The organism is Chryseobacterium sp. Mn2064 (assembly GCF_049319685.1).
Taxonomy (GTDB): Bacteria; Bacteroidota; Bacteroidia; order Flavobacteriales; family Weeksellaceae; genus Chryseobacterium.
Genome location: NZ_JBMOUE010000001.1, coordinates 568,450 through 570,537 on the forward strand (window position 1 = coordinate 568,450; position 2,088 = coordinate 570,537).

Here is a 2,088-nt window from a genome sequence, read left to right on the forward strand (position 1 = left end):
AATGAATAAAACAATTTATGCACTCTCACTTGGTGTATTTGGCGTAGCCACAAGTGAATTTTGTGTCATAGGAATATTACCTGTTTTGGCCAAAACGTTTAATGTTTCTATTGATACGGCAGGTTGGCTGATGAGTGGTTTTGCACTTACAGTAGCACTCTGCGGTCCTTTTATTACTGCACTGACAAAGAATATCAACAGAAAAACAATATTGCTTCTCGTTCTTGCAACTTTTGTGATTTCTAATATTATGTCCGCGTTATCAACCAATTTTACAGTTTTATTAATCTCCAGAATCATACCAGCCATATTTTACCCTGCTTTTTGGGCTATTGCACTTACGTTGGGAATGAAACAAGTCGCTCCAAAAGATGCTCCGAAGGCTATATCTGTGGTCATGATGGGGCTTAGTATTTCCACGGTGATAGGAGTACCGCTGACGACTTATTTTGCTGACTTGTTCAATTGGAAGGCATCATTTATCATCTCCGGAATTGTCAATATTATTGCTTTTTTGAGCTTGCTTTTAGCTGTACCGTCTACTCCGGTTGAAAAAAAGAAGAGCAATACCCAAAACCTGGCCATATTGAAAGAGCCCTTTGTGTGGATCAATTATCTATATATACTGCTGAAAATAGCAGGAATGTTTGCCACCTATAGCTACCTTGCCGATTACTTTACCAAAATAACACACATGAATGGTGCACAAGTAAGCTTAATGTTATTGCTGTTTGGAATTGCCGGTATTCTGGGAAATTGGATTGTAGGTAAAATCGTAAGTAGAAATGTACATTTAGGATTTCGCTATTTTCCTGTGGCTCTTATTCTTGTAGAAGTTTTAGCGTATTTCTTTGGAACCTGGTTTATCCCAATGACGGTTATTATTTTTATTTGGGGATTTGTTCATACCTCAGGATTTCTGATTGGTAATACTCGAGGCGCATATAAAATACCCAGAGAAACATTGGAGTTTACGAATAGTTTTGTACCGTCTTTTTTTAATTTAGGTGTAACCTTTGGAACCATTGCCGGTGGGTGGGTTATTAAATCTACCGGAGTTCACAACATCATCTGGATTAGCGCAGCATTTTTGCTGTCTGCATTTGCTTTAACGTTTATTCATCCCAGAGTAAGAGGGAAGTATCAGGAAAATAATTTATCAGAAAATGAAGAATCTTATTTAAGTCCAGAACAGTTGGCACACTAAATAATAATGTAACGGCTAGGTCGCCTTATTTAGATGATTAGAATACCCCATAAAATTTACAAAGAATTTTATGGGGTATTTTAGTTTGTAGGTTCATAAAATTTGACAGGAATAATAAATTTTTTCACGCATCATGATCCTATAAATTTTTATATAAAATTTCAATTTACCCCAAATAGCTCCTTGTTTTGTGAATTGACCTCTCAGCATTTTTAAGAAAAAGAAGGAGGCTATATTAATAAAGATTAAAAATCAAAATGTACCTTTTTTATTAGATTTATGATTTTCCATGGGAAATTTTCGAAGAGTTTTTTTTCGTTTTATTTTATTAAACACTAGTGCTTTACAAAGGGTGTGAAATTCACGTTTATGTGATTATTATTATGTTTAGAATAGCATCAATGTAAAAGCTTTATAATGAATAAAATAAGTGATATTTCTTGATTTGTTATGGGTAATTTAATTAAACATCCTAATAAATTAATATTATTTTAATGATGTTTATATTAATAAAAGACTTACATTAGCATATCACCAAATTGAGACATAGATAACGAAAAACTATTAAAACCCCCTAACCATAGGGGATTCGTATATTAAAACTAAATGAACAAAATTAAACTTCTATGAAAAATGTGCCTACCCACAAAAATCTTAAACACCTGTTCAGGATGGATGAGATTTTTAATCCCAACCTAATCAAAATTTCCTTTACTTACCAAATCGGCTCTTCCCAACTATTAAGTATAAAAAGGCATTGATCATTTATTCCTAAACAAACAATAGAATTCACCTAGGGTGAGACTATTTTTTCACCATACCCAATGATTGTATAATCACTTGGGCAGGATAGCTCATTTCTATTTTAAAAATATAAAAAC

At 33.1% G+C, this 2,088-nt stretch carries 1 protein-coding gene; it reads left to right on the forward strand.

Annotated elements, in window-relative coordinates:
• Window position 1: 1 nt before the first annotated feature.
• Window positions 2-1,207, forward strand: a complete 1,206-nt coding sequence (locus ACL9RH_RS02570) for an MFS transporter (RefSeq protein ID WP_422691763.1) — start codon at window positions 2-4, stop codon at window positions 1,205-1,207.
• The last annotated feature ends 881 nt before the right edge of the window (window positions 1,208-2,088 follow it).